We start from the raw sequence: 15,231 nt of genomic DNA on the forward strand, positions 1-15,231 counted from the left end.
GGGCGGGAGAGGCACGTGCACGGCGAGGTCACGGCCGCCTGCCGGGCGCCGTGCGGCGCTCCGGGCGGCGGGGGCGCTGTCCGCGCCGGGCGGGACGGCCGCGGCCCGCCACTCGATGGGCTGACCGGCGCCGGCGGGCGGTGTACCGCCGCCTGCTCGGGGCACTCGACGCGGCGACGACGGCAGGCCGCCAGGGGCCGCCGCGATGTCTCGCAGGAGGTACGACATGGGTCACGGCGGAAATGTCATCCAGGAGCTGACCACCGATCACCGCGAGGTCGAGGAGATCTTCGGGCGTGTCGAGGCGCTGCCGCCCGGTTCCAAGGACCGCAAGAATCTCGCCGACGAGGCCACGATCGAGCTGGTACGGCACTCGGTCGCGGAAGAGGCCTATCTGTACCCGGCGGTGCGCCGGCACCTGACGGGCGGGGACGCCCTGGCCGACAAGGAGCTCGAGGACCACGCCAAGGCCGAGCAGATCATGAAGGATCTGGAGAGCTGCGAGGCTGACGATCCGCAGTTCGACTCCCTCATGGCCCAGCTGATGGGCGAGATTCGGTCGCACATCGTGGACGAGGAGCAGAACCTCTTCCCTCAGCTGGAGGCCGCCTGCCCCGCCGAGGCGCTGATGGACCTGGGCGACAAGGTGCGCCGCGCGAAGAAGACGGCCCCGACCCGGCCGCACCCGTCGGCACCGGACACTCCCCCGGCCAACAAGCTGCTGGCGCCCGGAGCCGGCCTGGTCGACCGCATGCGCGACGCGCTGACCGGACGCGGGAAGCACAGCTGAGAGCCGAGGCGGCGGGGTGCGGGGCTGGACACCGGAGCGTCCGGGCGGCCTGGTCAAGCCCGTGTCGGACGGGGCGGTCCTGGTTCGGGGCGGAGCGGTCCGGGTTCGACCGGTCGGCGGAGCGCGCCGGGATCGGCCCCTGTGCAGCCTTCGCCCGGCCTCGTCCCGGCGCCGCGACGTCCCACTGATGCCCGGTCACGCGCCTGTCACGGCCGTGGAGCCGTGGCAGGCCTCGTTGCCATGGAGCCGTGGGAGGTCTCGTGGGAGCCGTGGGAGGTCTCGTCTCTCGTCGCTCGAGGAGCCCCGGGTACGCCGCTCGCTGGTGACCAGCACCGCGCAGGCGCCGACTCGCGCCCCGACACCGACGGTCCCCGCCGGTCAGAGCCAGGGCCGCGTGGAGTCTCCGCAGTGGGCACGGCGCCGTACGGTTCGGCACAGGAGTCGGAAGGTCTGGACGAGCGTCAGCGGCCAGAGCAGGGCGAAGCACCACAGCAGTGCGGGGTCCGAGGTACGTACGCCCATGACGGCGACGAACGCCGAGGCGATGGCGAGCAGCAGCACCGCCACCGGCAGCCACGCCTCCCGCCGCGTGCCGCCCATCCGGCGCGCGAACCGGCGGTCCTGCCGGAGCTCCGTCTCGATCTGCACGAGTGCGATCCGTTCGCGTGGCGACAGCCGTGCCTCGTCGTGCGTCTCCCACATGTCCCAGTCGTCCACGGCAACGGCACCTCCTTTGCGGTCGGCGGCTTGCACCCGCACAGAGCCGAGTTCCCCCGAGCGGCCCGCCCGATACGGAACCGGACCCGCCCGGACGGCCCGAGCCTGCCACAGGATCCGGCACCACGGCGGACGCCCTCCGCCGACGAGGAACTCATGGCCCGGTGGGATTCGATCCGCAGCGCGAGGACAGGTGTCTCACCTTCCTGGCCTGTCTGCTGGGCCATGGGGGGAGCCTGGCGCGCCCAACCACTGCCGCCGCCCGAACGGTTCGGTTCCGGTTGCGTCGGCCGGCCTCCCGGCCTGAGCCGAGGCGCGGTAGCGGCGCCGGTGCCGGCAGAGGGAAGGACCACCGCCGGCACCGTTCCGTGCGGGGCCGTCAGTGGCTCAGGCTCAGCAGGGCGAAGGCGCCGCCGACCACCGGGCGGGCCTGGAAGCCGTTCTGGGTGTTCGTCATGGTGTCGTACCAGCCGGTGAACGGTGCCCGCGAGGGAGAGGTGTTCGCGAACCGGTAGAGCGTGGAGATCAGCAGGTCGCTGACCGGGTGGTCGTGCAGCCACCCGGCCGTCCACATCTCCCAGTCGTCCTCCTTCCGGGCCACCTCGCTCGGTACGAGGTTGAGCCCGAGCAGCACGTCGGGGTAGCCGTTGTACTTCAGGCTCCAGGTGCCGGGCCGGTCGTGGGCCAGCCTGAGGTGGTCCTTGTCGGTGTCCTGGGCCTTGTCCACCCACTGGCCGATGTAGTCGCGGGCGATGCCGGCGCAGTGGTCGGCGTCGGAGGAGTTTCCTGCCGCGGTCGCGATCTTCCCCATGGCGCCGATGGCCAGGATGCCCTTCAGGGCGAGGTTCGCGCTGTGCGCGATGAAGCCGGTGAAGTCGTCGGTCTGGTTCCGGTAGTCCGGGTCGAGGGCGTTGTCGACCAGGTAGTCGGCCCACTGCTTGAGCATCGTGTAGTACGCGGCGGCGAAGGAGTGGGCCGTGGCGGCGCTGCTGCGCGCCAGGTGGGCGGCGGTCATCAGCAGCATGTTGGCGGACTCCTCGACCGGCATGTCCTCTTCGTTGCCGTCGTTGTGCCCGCTCGCGTCGGGGTAGCTGGAGCCGAGGTCGTGTTCTGCGAACTTCTCGGGCCGGCCGCCGTTCTCCGGGCAGTCGAAGAGCGGTTCGAGGATCAGGCCGAGGTACTGCGGGTCCAGGTAGAGGAACACAGGCGTCGCCGGATAGGTCACGTCGATGGTCGAGACGTTGCCGTCGGAGGATGCCGGGGTGGCCGTCTCCTGCGCCGGTGGGGAAGCGGCCTGCGCGCTCTGCGCGAGGCCGGGCAGCAGACCGGCGCCGGCCACGCCGGTCCACCGCAGGCGCGCTCATCGGGCGCCACGGCAACCGCATCGCCCACGGCGAGTTCACCCTCGGCGGAGTGACCCACCGTGTACCGCCACCGACCGCGACCACGCGCTGCACGGCGGCCCCGACGGCTTCCACCGGCGGCCATGGAAGGGCCTCCCGCGCTCCTGCCCCGTGGGCGTACGGCGTGTGGTACTCGGAGTACGTCGACCGCACCGCGTCCGACTACGAAGCTGCCCGACGACCCGAACGCCCGCTGGGTGCACCGACAGCACCGACAGCACCGACAGCACCGACAGCACCGAGAAGTCGAACCCCGGATCGTCCAGCGACAGGCCGAGGGCGTACTTGAAGTCGATCCGGGCCCGGACCGCCTCCGCGGCCTGCCGGTCGGTGAGTCCTTCGAGGAACTGCAACACCAGTACCAGCGCGAGACGACCCGGTGACCAGGCGGGCTTGCCTCGCACCGGGGAAAGGTCCGCGAACTCCTCGTCGGTGAACAGCGGACCCAACTCGTCCCTCACCCGGATCGCCGGGCTCCCCTTCGGGAACGCGGCCCGCGCCACCCGCACCGTCTCCGCCGGGATCTCCCCAGACCCCTTCGGCTGCAACGACATCGACACCCACCCCATACGACAACGTCGGCCTTCAGGACCACAACCGGGTCTTGAAGGCCGACGTCACGCGAGGCCCCGGATTAACCAACAGCATCCCCGAGAAGGGTTCCGGGGCCTCTCGCCGGGTGCCGCGCGGTGGGGTCGCCGCCACCCCGCGGCGGCACCCCGCAGGCGGGCCGACAGACCGCCGCGAACCGTAAAGCCACACCGTCGCAGGTGACCTTCGCTGCCGCAAGGTCGATACTGCCCATAGACGGGACAGGCGGCCCCTCCCTCGGACGGCCGCACCACCTGACACCCCGTCACCGAGTCAGGATGAAGCCGGCGACACACCCGCCACGACCCGCCCCGGACCGCAACGGAACACCCGGATCAAAGACCGCCCTCACCATCGATGACCTGCGAGGACGCAGGTACTGAGCCCAAGTGCTAAGCTCGCGAGGAGACACCCATGAGGATGCTGATCAACGTACCGGAGACCGTCGTGGCGGACGCGCTGCGCGGGATGGCGGCGGCGTATCCGGACCTGAACGTCGACGTGGAGCACCGGGTGATCGTCCGCCGGGACGCTCCGGTGGCCGGGCAGGTCGCGCTGGTGTCCGGTGGCGGGTCGGGGCACGAGCCGCTGCACGGCGGGTTCGTCGGCCCGGGCATGCTCTCGGCCGCCTGCCCCGGAGAGGTGTTCACCTCACCGGTACCGGACCAGATGGCGCGTGCCGCGGCGGCCGTGGACAGCGGCACCGGCGTGCTGTTCGTCGTGAAGAACTACACCGGCGACGTGCTCAACTTCGACATGGCGGCCGAACTGGCCGAGGACGAGGGCATCCAGGTCGCCAAGGTGCTCGTCAACGACGACGTGGCGGTCACCGACAGCCTCTACACCGCCGGCCGGCGCGGTACCGGTGCGACGCTGTTCGTGGAGAAGATCGCGGGCGCCGCGGCGGCCGAGGGGCAGCCGTTGGAGCGGGTCGAGTCCATCGGGCGTCAGGTGAACGAGAACTCCCGGAGTTTCGGTGTCGCGCTCAGCGCCTGCACGACGCCCGCGAAGGGTTCCCCGACCTTCGAACTGCCGGAGGGTGAGCTGGAGTTGGGCATCGGCATCCACGGCGAGCCGGGCCGCGAGCGGCGCCCCATGATGACCTCCGGGGAGATCGCCGACTTCGCGGTGAACGCGATCCTGGAGGACATGCCGCCGCGCAGCCCCGTGCTGGTGCTGGTCAACGGCATGGGCGCCACCCCGCTGCTGGAACTGTACGGCTTCAACGCCGAGGTGCAGCGGGTGCTTCGCGAGCGCGGGATCGCGGTGGCCCGCACGCTCGTCGGCAACTACGTCACCTCCCTGGACATGGCGGGCGCCTCGGTGACGCTCTGCCAGGCCGACGAGGAACTGCTGCGCCTGTGGGACGCGCCGGTGCGGACTCCCGCGCTGCGGTGGGGGATGTGATGCGGCGGACGAGGCGACCATCACCCCCAGCACGCCGGTCGACACCCCTACCACGCAAGGAGATCCAGTGCTCGACGCCGACTTCTTCCGCCGCTGGATGGCGGCGGCCGCCGCGTCCGTGAACCGCGAGGCGGATCGGCTCACCGCCCTCGACTCGGCCATCGGCGACGCCGACCACGGCAGCAATCTGCAGCGCGGCTTCACGGCCGTACGGACCGCCCTGGAGAAGGAGGCGCCGGACACCCCGGGCGCCGTCCTGGTCCTGGCCGGGCGGCAGCTCATCTCCACGGTCGGTGGCGCGTCCGGGCCGCTGTACGGCACTCTGCTGCGCCGTACCGGCAAGGCGCTGGGCGATGCCGCCGAGGTCGGCGAGGAGCAGCTGGCCGAGGCGCTGCGCGCGGGCGTGGAAGGGGTGATGACGCTCGGCGGCGCCGCCCCGGGCGACAAGACCATGATCGACGCTCTGGTACCGGCCGTGGACGCGCTCGGCGACGGCTTCGCGGCCGCGCGGGCCGCCGCCGAGGAGGGTGCGGTGGCCACCACTCCGCTGCAGGCCCGCAAGGGCCGGGCGAGTTATCTCGGCGAACGCAGCATCGGCCACCAGGATCCGGGGGCGACGTCCTCGGCACTGCTCGTCGCCGCGCTGCAACAGGCGGCGGAGGGGGGCCGGTGAGCGACGGGAAGGTGGTCGGGATCGTGCTGGTGTCGCACAGCGCGGAGGTGGCCGCCTCGGTCGCCGAACTGGCGAGGGGCCTGGCGGGCGGGGCGCCCTCCGTGCCGGTGGCCCCGGCCGGCGGCACCGAGGACGGCGGGCTCGGCACCAGCGCGGAGCTGATCTCCGCCGCGGCGGCCTCGGTCGACCGGGGTGCCGGGGTGGCGGTGCTCACCGATCTCGGCAGTGCCGTGCTCACCGTGAAGGCGTTGATCGCCGAGGGCGACGAACTGCCGGACGGGACCAGGCTGGTGGACGCCCCGTTCGTGGAGGGCGCGGTGGCGGCGGTGGTCACCGCCGCCACGGGCGCCGGTCTGGACGCGGTGGAGGCCGCGGCGAAGGAGGCGTACGGATACCGCAAGGTGTGACGCGGCCGCGGGGCCGGACTGTCATCCGTTCGCGACGAACAGCCTGGCCAGCCGCGTTCCCGCGGCCACCGCCGCCGCGTGGTCCTGGATGCGGTCCACCCGGGAGTCCTTGAAGACGACGTAGGTGACACCGGAGGGTGTTCCGCCGACGCGCGGGTCTGCCCCGATGCCGAGACCACGGGCGGTGGCGTAGGACGCCTCGCCGATGATGTCGCGCGGACCGGTGTCGCCCACCACGGCGTACTGCACCCGGTCCCGGTAGATCACGGCGGCGACGGAACCGCCCCGCACGCCGTGCTCGCCGGGGTTCCAGATGCGGCTCGGGGCCGGGACGACGATGTAGGGCAGGGCGGCGGCGTTCAGTTGGCGGCCGTCGGACTGCTGATAGGCGGTCGTGGGGGCGAACTGCGGGTCGCTGCGGCGGTTGCAGCGGGTGGTGGGCCGTCCGTCGCAGTCGACGTCCAGGTCGGCCTGCCAGTAGACGGCGTCCCTGGTGTCGCAGACGGGCACGGTCGCGGGGCGGCCCGCGTCGGTGCGGTACCGGCCGTGGGAGATCCGGCGGCACTCGCCCAGCCGGGCCAGCAGGTCGCCGGCGGCGACGGCGCCCTCGCCGTGGGCCGCGGGGTGTGCCCGCGGCGGGACGGCGACGGCCGGGTCGGGCAGCGTGGCCGGGGTGAGCAGGGCGGCGCCGATCATGGCCGGCGTCAGCAACGGGACAAGCACGGTGAGGGACCCTCTCGTCGGGGACGGGGCGGACGTCGAGCCCCTGGAGCCCGCACGTCGAGCACACTTTGGTGCGGGTCCGCACCCACGGCCGCCCCGGCCGCACCTCCGAGGGGCCGGATGGAGCACGCTTCTGACTCCCCGTGAGGGACATCGCCGAGAGAAGGCGGCGACCGCGACAACAGGGGCCGGGGGGATCCGGGCCGAGGCGGGTCCGGATCCCCGGGCCGCCCGTGTCGGCGCGGGATCGGCGACGACAGCATGTCCGCGCCACAGGCATGAACTTCCCTGCTCCTGCCGGGAGTTCAGCCGTAGGGAGTCTCAGCATACGTAACCGCAGGGGCCGGCCACCAACGCGGGCCCCGCCGCGGTCACTCACCTGGACCGTCCTCGGTCACCTGCCTGGCGCCGCGGGTGTCCCCCACAGGAACCAGGAGGGGCTCCCCGCCGCCCTCCTGCCCGTGTCGCACCTGCCCCGCCATATTGGTCCGGACCTTTACGTGACGGGCTCGTGCCGGCTTCCCGGGGGGAGGCACGGGCCCGCGCGACGCGTTCCGTGGCCGCTCGTGCCGGCACGGCGGTCTCACTGGTCCGGGGGGCACCCCGGCGCGGCCGCTCGCGCCGCAGCCTCCACGCCGGCCGCACCGCCGAAGTGCGTCACCGCGCACGACTGCGGGCAAGGCTCCCGGACGGCACATGGGGCGGCTGCTCCCCTGAACGCACGACGAGGGGCACCTGAGAGAGCCGCACATTCCCACACCCTGGGGGCAGCCACCCGAGCGGGCGCGGGGAACGGCACGACCGGCCAAGGACGACCCGCACCCGCCCACGCGCAGAATCCCGGCACACGAACAGGCGCCGCGGCCACCCGCCCGGCCGCGCCCCGGGTGCGCCCGCCCCCCGACCCGCGTTGGCTGCTGACCAGACAGCACGGACGTCTCCCGGCCCCCGGCGGCGCATGGGACGTGCCGCCGACCGTGCCCCCCGAAAGGCCAGCCCATGCACACCTCGCGACTCCTTCTCCGCTCCGGTCAGGCCCTGGCGGCCGCCGCCGCGCTCCCGGTCGCCCTCGCCGGGCCGTCCGCCGCGGCCTCGGGCATCTCCGTGCGCACCACCGGATCCACCGTCTCGGTGGTCACCAGCGGATGCTCCGAGATCAACGGCAGCTGGGGCCGAGCTGCCCTGCTCCCCGGCAAGCAGGCCAACTTCGCCCAGGGCCGGCAGGCGGCCCTGACGGGCACGGCCGGCAGCCAGTCCGCGACCTGGAAGGGGGTGGGTCCGGGGACGTACACCGTGGTCGTGGTCTGCTCCAACGGCGCCGCGGCGGGAGCCCAGCCGGTGACCGTCTCGTCCGGCTCGCGACCGACGGCCTCCCCGAAGCCCTCACCGACACCCTCCCGGGGCATGCTGGGCGGTCTGGCCGGAGCCGCGCGGGACCACGGCCGGCTGACGCTGGGCGTCGGCGCGGCCCTGGTGGGCACCGGGGTCGTCGCCACGGTCCGGTACCTGCGCCGGCGCGCCAAGCCGTACCGGCTGTGAGTCACCGCACCGGGCTCAGCCGCTCTCGGGCAGTTCGGCCAACTCCGCCAGCGCGTGGGTGAGCCACTGGGTCCAGAAGGTCTCCACCTCGATGCCGGCCCGCAGCACGAGGTGGCGCAGCCGGTCCTGCGGGGCGTCCCGGTCCTGCGGGAAGTCGCGCTTCTCGATCTCCTGGTACTCGGCCAACTGCCGCCGGTGCAGCTCCAGATGGCGGCACAGGTCCGCCTCCAGGCCGGCCGTGCCGACGACCGCCGCGGCGCGCAGCCGGAGCAGCAGGGCGTCCCGCATCGGTTTGGGGTCCTGCGCGGCGGCGGTCCAGCGGGCGAGTTCGGCACGGCCCGCGGGCAGGACCTCGTAGCTCTTCTTCTGCCCGCGGGCCGGCGCCTCGGCCGGCAGGGCGCGGATGAGGCCGTCGGCCTCCAGCCTGCCCAGCTCGCGATAGATCTGCTGGTGCGTCGCGGACCAGAAGTAGCCGATCGACTTGTCGAACCGGCGGGTCAGTTCCAGTCCCGACGACGGCTTTTCCAGCAGTGCGGTGAGGATCGCGTGCGGGAGTGACATGGCCTCATCCTAGAGATCGCCTGGAGGCGTCCTACAGCGCCGCCGCCAGCTCCGTGCCCTGCTTGATGGCCCGCTTGGCGTCCAGTTCGGCCGCGACGTCGGCGCCGCCGATCAGATGGACGCTGCGCCCGGCGGCGGCCAGCTCCTCGTACAGCTCTCGGCGCGGCTCCTGGCCGGTGCACAGCACCACGGTGTCGACCTCCAGGACCGTGCTCTCCTCGCCCACGGTGATGTGCAGGCCCGCGTCGTCGATCCGGTCGTAGCGTACGCCGGGGACCATGGTGACGCCGCGGTGCTTGAGCTCGGTGCGGTGGATCCAGCCGGTGGTCCTGCCGAGGCCGGCGCCGACCTTGGTGGTCTTGCGCTGGAGCAGGTGGACCTGGCGGGGCGGGGCGGGACGCTGCGGCGCGGCGAGGCCGCCCGGCGCCCGGTAGTCCATGTCGACGCCCCAGGCACGGAAGTACGTCGCGGGGTCCTCGCTCGCCTTGTCGCCGCCGTCGGTGAGGAACTCCGCGACGTCGAAGCCGATGCCTCCGGCGCCGAGGACGGCGACCCGCTCGCCGACGGGGGCGCCGTCGCGAAGGACGTCCAGGTAGCCGAGGACACGTGGGTGGTCGACGCCGGGGATGTCCGGGACGCGCGGGGTGACGCCGGTGGCGACGACCACCTCGTCGTAGTCCTCCACGGTCTCGGCGGTGACCCAGCTGCCGAGGCGTACGTCGACGCCGTGCGCGTCGAGCTGGTGGCGGAAGTAGCGCAGGGTCTCGTCGAACTCCTGCTTGCCCGGCACCCTGCGGGCCACGTTGAGCTGGCCGCCGATCTCGCCGGCGGCGTCGAAGAGGGTGACGTCGTGGCCGCGTTCGGCGGCGCCGACCGCGCAGGCGAGGCCGGCCGGGCCGGCGCCGACGACGGCGACGCGCTTCTTCAGCCGGGTCGGGGCGAGCACCAGCTCGGTCTCGTGGCAGGCACGAGGGTTGACCAGGCAGGAGGTGATCTGCCCGCTGAAGGTGTGGTCGAGGCAGGCCTGGTTGCAGCCGATGCAGGTGTTGATGGCCTCGGGGGTACCGGCGGCGGCCTTGGCGACGAAGTCGGGGTCGGCGAGCATCGGACGGGCCACGGAGACCATGTCCGCACAGCCGTCGGCCAGCAACTCCTCTGCCAGGTCGGGGGTGTTGATGCGGTTGGTGGTCACCAGCGGCACGGACACCTCGCCCATGAGCTTCTTGGTGACCCAGGTGTAGGCGCCGCGCGGCACGGAGGTGGCGATGGTCGGGATGCGGGCCTCGTGCCAGCCGATGCCGGTGTTGATGATCGTCGCTCCGGCGGCCTCGACCGCCTTGGCGAGGGTGATCACCTCGTCCAGGGAGGAGCCGTCCGGGACCAGGTCCAGCATGGAGAGCCGGTAGATGACGATGAAGTCCTCGCCGACGGCCTCGCGGACCCGCTTGACGATCTCGACGGGGAACCGCGTCCGGTTCTCGTAGGAACCGCCCCAGCGGTCCGTGCGCCGGTTGGTCCGGCGGGCGATGAACTCGTTGACGAGGTAGCCCTCGGAGCCCATGATCTCCACGCCGTCGTAGCCGGCGATCCGGGCGAGCCGGGCGGCGCGGGCGTAGTCGTCGATGGTCCGCTCGACGTCCGCGTCGGTCAGCTCGCGCGGCACGAAGGGGCTGATCGGCGCCTGCAGCGGGCTGGGCGCGACCAGGTCCTGGTGGTAGGCGTACCGCCCGAAGTGCAGGACCTGCATCGCGATCCGGCCGCCTTCGCGGTGCACGGCCTCGGTGACGACCCGGTGCTGCTCGGCCTCCGCCTCGGTGGTGAGCCTGGCGCCGCCCTCGTACGGCCGCCCCTCGTCGTTGGGCGCGATGCCGCCGGTGACAATGAGGCCCACGCCGCCGCGGGCGCGGGCCGCGTAGAACGCCGCCATCCGCTCGAAGCCGCCCTCGGTCTCCTCCAGGCCGACGTGCATGGAGCCCATCAGCACGCGGTTGGGCAGCGTGGTGAAGCCCAGGTCGAGCGGGGTCATCAGATGCGGGTAACGGCTCATCGGGCCCTCCGTGCGCGGTGTCGTCGCCTCTTGTTGTAGAGGACGCCCGAGCCTTTGTGCAACTAGTTGCAGAATTGCGGAGGGTGACACCTACCACTCTGTACTTACTGGTATGTACATCGTGGAACGCGACACGGACCGCCCGGAATGCACGCCTCCCCTGCCCCTGGTCCGGATCGACACGCCCGGCACCGGCCCCGCCCCGGCTCGACGTGCTCGGCCGGGCGGTCCACGACGCCCTTGTGCAGACGCCGGGCGCCCCGCCCGATCACCGCTTCCCGGTGCCGACCGGCCACGACGGCGTCACCGGCGCCGCACGGCACGGCGACCATCCGGCCTCGCCCAGCTGGCGGTAGCGGCTCGCCCAGCGGGCTGCGGTGGTGTGGCCGACCTGGAAGCGTTCCGCGCCCCTCCGCAGGGGCCGGCCGTCGTCCACGGCACACCGGGCAGGACGCAGCCTGCCGGTCGGAGTCAGCGGGGCGTTCCCGGTGGGACACGAGGGCCTTCCGGACGTCGGTGCAGACTTCGCAATCCACACCGAACCCAGAAGGCCCTCAGCTGTTCAAGCACCCAGCCCGCGTGTCACCGACGTCCCGGGACGGCACACGTGATCCCGAAACGGGGTCAGCGGCTGCGCAGCCGCAGGTGGAGATCCCGTTCCTGGTCGCCGGAGGCCGTGCAGGTCTCCTCGACGCTGAAAATCGAGTCCAGGGTGTGCCGGAACCGGTCCACGGCCCAGTAGCCGCCCTGGACGTCCGCCTGGACAGCCGCGTCGAGGTGGACCGGCGGGCACGGCGCCCGGGTGTCCGTCACGTCGTAGGTGCCGAGCCACACCATCGGCCGAACCTCGTGGAGCTGCTGAGGGATCTCGTCCGCGCCCCGGTCGGACGCGAAGCAGTGGCTCAGCGCGTCGAAGACGATGCGGGCGTCCTCCTTGGAACCGCTGATCTCCACCGAGACGGTTTCCGGGTGCGACCGCTCCGTGTGTGCCATTGATCGCTCCTTTCGTGGCGCGCCGCGGTGGAACGGGGTACCCCGCCGAACCGCTTCCATCCTCAGGAAAGCACCACCTGCCGGCCGGCACACCCCCGGCGGGCTCAGCCGCGGGCGAACCGGTACGTCTTGCTGTCGGTCAGGACGCAGAAGCCGGGCGACATCACGATCACGCGCAGGGTCCCGGTGCGGCGGTCGTAGTCGATGCCCTCCACCTCGAAGGTTCCCGAGCAGGAACTGCGCAGCGGCAGCTGACGCAAGGCGGTGACATGGCCGGTGACGTCCGAGGAACCGCTCGGCTGGGCCGACAGATCGATCTGGAGCAGCGGCTTGGTGATGCCGAAAAGGCTCCCGTCCGGGTCGTCCGAGGAGCACAGCAGGGTCGTGGGACCGGAGAAGTCACAGCCCTGGACGTCGCGGACGGGGTGGTCGAGGTCGACCGTGGAGACCTGCGGGAGGTTCGCGGAGGGCGAGGTCGACGGGTTGACGCCGGGGGTCGGGAAGACCAGCAGGCGGTTCATCGTGCCCCATTCGCCCGACAGCATCCACTGCCCGTCGGGCGAGATCGCGTCCCAGGAGTTGTTCAGGGCCTCGCCGGGGCCGAGCGTGTGAACGTACTCCGACCAGGTGCCGTCGGGCGCCTGCACGCGGTACATCTTCGAGTTGCCGGAGTCCCGCTGGTAGGGCTCGATGTAGTAGCCGTTGTACGAGGCGTCGGGGTCCCCGACGTGATTCCAGCCGCGACCGGAGACGCTGATGGGAATGGTGCCGATACCGGTGTACCGGTTGGGGCTGTCCGCCGGGACCTCGACGGAGGTCAGTCCCTGGCTCTCGTCCAGCGCGCGGGCGTGGTCGGAGCCGATCTCCGTCCAGGTGTCGGCCGCGGCGGCGGGCCCGGGCACGGACAGGGACATGACGGCGGCGGTGGCGAGGGTGACGAGTCCGGCGAGTACTGCGTGACGACGTGGCCGGGCGGACGCGGGCATGGCCGACTCCTCGGACGGGGTGGGGGGTGGGAACACTCGGTCGGCGGACAGTCTGGCGTGGCGCGGTGGTCATGTACAGGCCAATGCAGCAACATGAACGCGAACCCTCCCGGTCCGCGCGCGAGGCGTGCAGGATGTCCGGGACAGGAGGGCGCCCCCGGCGTGCCGGCTTCGGCGGACGTGCACCGCTGTGGTGAGAGATGGTGGAGGTAACCGGCGAAGGCGCCGGAGAGTCGGGTGTGAGCGCAGTGGATCAAGGGGAGTCGGCACGGGGGACGTCGTGCCGTGCAGACGGGCGAAGGCGGTGCATGGCATGAGTGCAGCCGAGGCTCCGGCGGCGGAGGGCGGCGAACCCGTGCGCGGACCGGTGCGGCCTGGCGGCCTGCTCGACGTGCTGCGCGTGGCGTCGGTGGTGCTGGACTCCACCGGGCGCATCGTGCTGTGGAGCCCGCAGGCCGAGGAGCTGTTCGGCTACACCGCCGCCGAAGCGCTCGGCGAGTACGCGGCCCGGCTCATGGTCCACGAACGGCACTTCGAGCTGGTCGGCAAACTCTTCGCCGATGTGATGCGCACCGGGCAGAGCTGGGCCGGCGGCTTTCCCATCCGGCACAAGGACGGCAGCACCCGTGTGGTGGAGTTCCGCAACATGCGGCTGCTGGACGACCACGGCGCGGTGTACGCCCTCGGACTCGCCGCCGACCAGTCGACCGTACGGCGGCTGGAGCAGGACGTCGCACTGTCCGAGCGGATGGTGAAGCAATCGCCGATCGGCTACGCCGTGCTGGACACCCGGCTGCGGTTCGTCTCGGTCAACCCGGCCCTGGAGAAGATCAACGGCCTGCCGGCCGCCGAGCACATCGGACGGACGCTGCGCGAGGTGCTGCCGATGCTGGAATCCGGCGGCATCGAGGCCGCCGCCCGCCGGGTGCTGGAGACCGGCGTACCCGTGATCGACGACACGACGGTCGGCCGTACCCCGGCCAACCCGGACGAGGACCGCACCTGGGCCCACTCGCTGTACCGGCTCGAGGACGCCATGGGCAACGTGCTCGGCGTCGCCGTCACGGTGGTCGACGTCACCGAGCAGCACCGGGCCTCGGTGGAGGCCGAGACCGCCCGGCGCCGGCTCGCCGTCGTCGCCGACGCCTCCGCCCGCATCGGTACGACGCTCGAGCTGGACCGCACCGCCTGCGAGCTGGCCGAGGTGGCCGTGCCCGAACTCGCCGACGTGGCCGCGGTGGACCTGTTGGACTCGGTGGTGGGGGACCGGCGCAGCACGCTCGGTCCGTCGGAGGCGGCGGTGATCCGGGCGCTCGCGGTGCGCCCGCAGGACGGCTCGGACGCCGTACGGGCGGCGGACCAGCCCGGCCGGGTCGCCCGGTACGCCCCCGACCGCCTGATCACCGAGTGCGTACGCTCGGGCGAGGTGGTGCTGGTGCCGCAGGTGAAGGACGCGGACCTGCCGCGCATCGCCCGCTCCCCCGAGGCGGCCGAACTGCTGGGCCGCGCCGGGCTCCACTCCTACCTCGCGGTGCCGCTGATCGCGCGCGGCGAGGTGCTGGGCGCCCTGGACCTCAAACGCACCCGCAATCCGGCGCCGTTCGACGAGGACGACGTGCTGCTCGCCCGGGAACTGGCAGCCCGCGCGGCCGTGCAGATCGACAACGCGCGCTGGTACCAGAACGCCCGCAACACCGCCCTCACCCTGCAGCGCAGTCTGCTGCCGAGCCGTCCGCCGGTGACCACCGGCCTGGAGGTGGCCTCCCGCTACCAGCCCGCCGGGGCCACCACCGAGGTCGGCGGCGACTGGTTCGACGTCATCCCGCTGGAGGGCGGCAAGACCGCGCTCGTGGTGGGCGACGTGATGGGCAGCGGGCTCAGCGCGGCCGCGACCATGGGCCAGCTGCGTACGGCGACCACCACGCTGGCCGCGCTGGACCTCGACCCGGCGCTGCTGCTGGAACACCTGGACAAGACGACCTCGGCCCTGGACCACTCGATCGCGACGTGCGTGTACGCCGTCCACGACCCGCATCTGCGGCAGTGCCGGATCGCCAACGCGGGCCATCTGCCGCCGGCCCGGGTCCGTGCGGGCCGGCCGCCGGAACTGCTCGATCTGCCCACCGGGGTGCCGCTGGGGGTGGGCGGGATCCCGTTCTCCACCGTCACCGTGGACCTCGCCCCCGACGACGAGCTGGTGTTCTACACCGACGGGCTGGTGGAGACCCGCTGCCACTCCCTCGACGAACGCCTGGAGTTCATGCTGTCCCTGCTCGACGACCCGGCCCGGCCCCTGGAGGAGACCTGCGACTTCCTCCTGCGCACCCTGCACCACCCCGACAACCACGACGACGTCGCCCTGCTGATCGCCCGCGCGCAGGAACTGCCGTAGCC

The 15,231-nt window shown here is 72.5% G+C and carries 13 protein-coding genes and 2 pseudogenes; 6 read left to right on the forward strand and 9 right to left on the reverse strand.

What is annotated here, in order from left to right; genetic code table 11:
• Positions 1 to 226: 226 nt before the first annotated feature.
• Positions 227 to 790: a hemerythrin domain-containing protein gene (locus tag AC5WRT_RS12370; RefSeq protein ID WP_496093135.1), complete on the forward strand. Its 564-nt coding sequence runs from the start codon at positions 227 to 229 to the stop codon at positions 788 to 790.
• Positions 791 to 1,168: 378 nt separating this feature from the next.
• Here AC5WRT_RS12370 and AC5WRT_RS12375 read toward each other — a convergent pair whose 3' ends face one another.
• The 3 genes and pseudogenes from AC5WRT_RS12375 to AC5WRT_RS12385 form a co-directional block, all read right to left on the reverse strand.
• On the reverse strand, positions 1,169 to 1,507 hold the full coding sequence (locus tag AC5WRT_RS12375) for a DUF3040 domain-containing protein (RefSeq protein WP_496093134.1): 339 nt from the start codon (positions 1,505 to 1,507) through the stop codon (positions 1,169 to 1,171).
• Between the two features lie 379 nt (positions 1,508 to 1,886).
• Positions 1,887 to 2,846 (reverse strand): glutaminase domain-containing protein, encoded by a 960-nt coding sequence (locus AC5WRT_RS12380; RefSeq protein WP_496100222.1) that lies wholly within the window; start codon positions 2,844 to 2,846, stop codon positions 1,887 to 1,889.
• Between the two features lie 294 nt (positions 2,847 to 3,140).
• A pseudogene (locus tag AC5WRT_RS12385) lies at positions 3,141 to 3,464 on the reverse strand (transposase); the annotation flags it as partial.
• A 451-nt stretch (positions 3,465 to 3,915) separates the two neighbouring features.
• Here AC5WRT_RS12385 and dhaK point away from each other — a divergent pair.
• The 3 genes from dhaK (at position 3,916) to AC5WRT_RS12400 (ending at position 5,988) form a co-directional block, all read left to right on the forward strand.
• Positions 3,916 to 4,908 carry a dihydroxyacetone kinase subunit DhaK gene (gene dhaK, locus AC5WRT_RS12390; RefSeq protein ID WP_496093132.1) on the forward strand — a complete coding sequence of 331 codons (993 nt, stop codon included), beginning with the start codon at positions 3,916 to 3,918 and terminating at the stop codon, positions 4,906 to 4,908.
• 67 nt (positions 4,909 to 4,975) lie between these two features.
• On the forward strand, positions 4,976 to 5,581 hold the full coding sequence (gene dhaL, locus AC5WRT_RS12395) for a dihydroxyacetone kinase subunit DhaL (RefSeq protein ID WP_496100223.1): 606 nt from the start codon (positions 4,976 to 4,978) through the stop codon (positions 5,579 to 5,581).
• Entirely contained in the window at positions 5,578 to 5,988 is a 411-nt protein-coding gene (locus AC5WRT_RS12400; protein WP_496100224.1) for a PTS-dependent dihydroxyacetone kinase phosphotransferase subunit DhaM, read from the forward strand. Before dhaL ends, AC5WRT_RS12400 begins: the two co-directional genes overlap by 4 nt.
• Before the next feature lie 21 nt (positions 5,989 to 6,009).
• On the opposite strand, the gene AC5WRT_RS12405 is transcribed toward AC5WRT_RS12400, so the two are convergent.
• Positions 6,010 to 6,711: a glycoside hydrolase family 75 protein gene (locus AC5WRT_RS12405; protein ID WP_496100225.1), complete on the reverse strand. Its 702-nt coding sequence runs from the start codon at positions 6,709 to 6,711 to the stop codon at positions 6,010 to 6,012.
• 999 nt (positions 6,712 to 7,710) lie between these two features.
• On the opposite strand from AC5WRT_RS12405, the gene AC5WRT_RS12410 reads away from it, so the two are divergent.
• A complete protein-coding gene (locus AC5WRT_RS12410; RefSeq protein WP_496093128.1) occupies positions 7,711 to 8,250 on the forward strand; it encodes a hypothetical protein in 540 nt (179 codons plus the stop codon).
• 15 nt (positions 8,251 to 8,265) lie between these two features.
• On the opposite strand, the gene AC5WRT_RS12415 is transcribed toward AC5WRT_RS12410, so the two are convergent.
• From AC5WRT_RS12415 to AC5WRT_RS12435, 5 genes and pseudogenes are all read right to left on the reverse strand, one after another.
• The gene (locus tag AC5WRT_RS12415) at positions 8,266 to 8,811 is read right to left on the reverse strand and encodes a PadR family transcriptional regulator (protein ID WP_496093127.1); all 546 of its coding nucleotides are present in this window, start codon (positions 8,809 to 8,811) and stop codon (positions 8,266 to 8,268) included.
• Positions 8,812 to 8,842: 31 nt separating this feature from the next.
• Positions 8,843 to 10,858 carry an oxidoreductase gene (locus AC5WRT_RS12420; RefSeq protein WP_496100226.1) on the reverse strand — a complete coding sequence of 672 codons (2,016 nt, stop codon included), beginning with the start codon at positions 10,856 to 10,858 and terminating at the stop codon, positions 8,843 to 8,845.
• Positions 10,859 to 11,165: 307 nt separating this feature from the next.
• Positions 11,166 to 11,390, reverse strand: a pseudogene (locus tag AC5WRT_RS12425) (hypothetical protein); the annotation flags it as partial.
• 92 nt (positions 11,391 to 11,482) lie between these two features.
• Complete coding sequence (locus AC5WRT_RS12430; RefSeq protein ID WP_496093125.1) at positions 11,483 to 11,851, reverse strand: hypothetical protein; 369 nt, start codon at positions 11,849 to 11,851, stop codon at positions 11,483 to 11,485.
• Positions 11,852 to 11,955: 104 nt separating this feature from the next.
• Positions 11,956 to 12,837, reverse strand: a complete 882-nt coding sequence (locus AC5WRT_RS12435) for a hypothetical protein (protein WP_496093124.1) — start codon at positions 12,835 to 12,837, stop codon at positions 11,956 to 11,958.
• Between the two features lie 313 nt (positions 12,838 to 13,150).
• Here AC5WRT_RS12435 and AC5WRT_RS12440 point away from each other — a divergent pair, with 313 nt between their 5' ends.
• Entirely contained in the window at positions 13,151 to 15,229 is a 2,079-nt protein-coding gene (locus tag AC5WRT_RS12440) for a SpoIIE family protein phosphatase (protein ID WP_496100227.1), read from the forward strand.
• Positions 15,230 to 15,231 lie beyond the last annotated feature (2 nt).

The sequence above is a fragment of the Streptomyces sp. NTD91 genome (assembly GCF_059510455.1).